Origin of the sequence: Bradyrhizobium sacchari, assembly GCF_002068095.1 — a bacterium.
GTDB classification, from domain to species: Bacteria; Pseudomonadota; Alphaproteobacteria; order Rhizobiales; family Xanthobacteraceae; genus Bradyrhizobium; species Bradyrhizobium sacchari.
The window spans coordinates 220,163-222,194 of record NZ_LWIG01000033.1; the positions used below are offsets into that span (position 1 = coordinate 220,163).

A 2,032-nucleotide genomic window follows, 5' to 3' on the forward strand; every position below is an offset into this window, starting at 1 on the left:
GGGCGCGGGCGGCGGCGGTGCAGGAGCCGGCTTTGCGGCCGGAGGCGGCGCGGGCTTCTCGGCTGCGGGTTTGGGCGGCGAGACCTTGGACGGAGGGGTGTCGTTCATCGGCTTAGGCGGCGCGGCCGGCGCCGCAGCCTTCTCGGGCTTGGCAGCCTCTGCCGGCGGCGGCTTGGCCTCGTCGTCGGCAATGATGCGCCGGATCGAGGCCAGAATCTCCTCCATGGAGGGTTCTGTGACCTTTGCAGGCTGCGTCATCTCCGACTCCACATCATCAACGCCCTCGCATGCGTTGTTTTACACCAAGCACGACAGGATTGGCCGGTTCCGCAACGAGCGCCCCGACATTTTCGTCGCGACAGCCCGACTTGTCCCCAGTTCACGGCTCAATGTGCAGCGGTGCGCCCCTGCCCTCGGCACTCAAGCTTTACGCACACGACATCGGTTGCGGAGCGAATCGACCCGCCTCTTCATGGCAAGGCTATGTCAGGGATTTTGATGATTGCAAGCAAAGCACCGGTCGGCCCCGGCTGTTTGCGAGGCCGACCGGATGACTACGGAAATCAGCGCCCGTCAGGCGTACGTACGCCGCCCCAGCTGTCGCGGATCTGATGGTAGTGAACGCTGGCATCATAGACCGTGGTCGCAAGGCCGAGTACCTGCGGCGACAGACGGCCGACGGCGGCGAGCACGTTATAGGATGCTACCACGCGGTCGTGCTGCGCGGTCACCAATGCAACGCGCGCATTGACCAGCGCCTGCTGGGCGTTGAGCACGTCGAGCGTGGTGCGCTGACCGGCCTTGGCTTCCTCGCGCACACCGTTAAGTGCGATCTCGGACGCCGTCACCTGCGCCTGCGCAGACTGCACCTGCGCCTTGCCGGCCTGCAACGTCCCCCAGAACTGCACCACGTTCGCACGAGTCTGGTCGCGTGTAGTTTCGAGGTTGAGACGCTGCTGCGCCAGGTTTTCCTTGGATTGGCGGATCAGCGAATATTCTATGCCGCCTTGATAGATCGGCACAGAGGCTGTCGCGACGGCCGAAGCGGTCGTGGTCCGGAATACGGTCAGGGTCTGCTGGTACGACTGGGTGATGCCGGCCTGGACCGTGACCGTCGGCAGCAACGCACCTTCGGCGACTTTGACCTGCAAGAAATTGACGTCGATGCCATACATTGCGGCCGTGACGTTGGGATGCTCGATGAGGCCGAGCTCGATGGCCGAAGCGAGCGTCGACGGCAGGAACCGGTCGACCGGCGAGCCCGGTGCGAGGTTCGTCGGCTCGTTGCCGATGATGCGGCGGAAATTCGCCCGCGTCGTGGTGAGGTTCGCCTCCGCGGTGAGCGCCTGCGTTTTGCCGGCAGCCAGTTGCGCTTCCGATTGCGCGACGTCGGTGCGCGTCACTTCGCCGACGTTGAAACGATCACGGGTCTGCTTCAGCGTCTGCTCGAGCACGCGCACGTTGCTCCGCTGGACTTCCAGCGTGGCGGCATCGCGCAGATAGTCCATGTAGGTCGTCGCGGCCTGGAGCAAAACGGTTTGATCGAGGCTGCGCAGCGCCTCGCGGGATCCCGAGACCTGACTCTCCGCCACCCGCGTCCTGTTGGCGGTGATGTTGCCGTTATAGAGCGTCTGGTTGATGGTCAGGCTGGCGCTGTTGGGCTGAAGGTCGCCATGGATGGTTGGCCCCTTCTGCACCTGCTGGATGTCCTGATACTGATTTCCTGCGCTGACGCTCAGATTGACCTTGGGGCGATAGCCCGATAGGGCCTGCGGCACGTTCTCGTCGGTCGAGCGCACCTGGGCGCGCTGTGCGTTGAGCTGCGGATTGTTCTGATAGGCGCGCACCAAGGCGGCCTCGATCGTGTCCGCCAAGGCAGGCGTCGGCCCAGCCAGCGCCAGCAGCAGGACCGAAACCGCAGCTCCGGTGAAGAGCTTCACCCCATGCATCCCAAAATTTCCGTTTCATTTTAACGCCCGGCTCGTGCCCGCGAGCCGGGTTAGCGTCTACCGAGTGGAGTCGTTGCCCCGCC

At 64.4% G+C, this 2,032-nt stretch carries 1 protein-coding gene and 1 pseudogene; both read right to left on the reverse strand.

The genetic code is table 11. The annotated features are described in order from the left end of the window. Nucleotides 1-258 (reverse strand): annotated as a pseudogene (locus tag A5906_RS45250) (DUF2497 domain-containing protein); the annotation flags it as partial. 305 nt (nt 259-563) lie between these two features. Continuing rightward, nucleotides 564-1,949 (reverse strand): TolC family outer membrane protein, encoded by a 1,386-nt coding sequence (locus A5906_RS29045; RefSeq protein WP_080138631.1) that lies wholly within the window; start codon nt 1,947-1,949, stop codon nt 564-566. Nucleotides 1,950-2,032: the final 83 nt, after the last annotated feature.

Bases quoted from the DNA above. Each gene is read 5' to 3' on its own strand.
- A5906_RS29045 (WP_080138631.1), bottom strand. From the start codon at position 1,949: ATGCATGGGGTGAAGCTCTTCACCGGAGCTGCGGTTTCGGTCCTGCTG.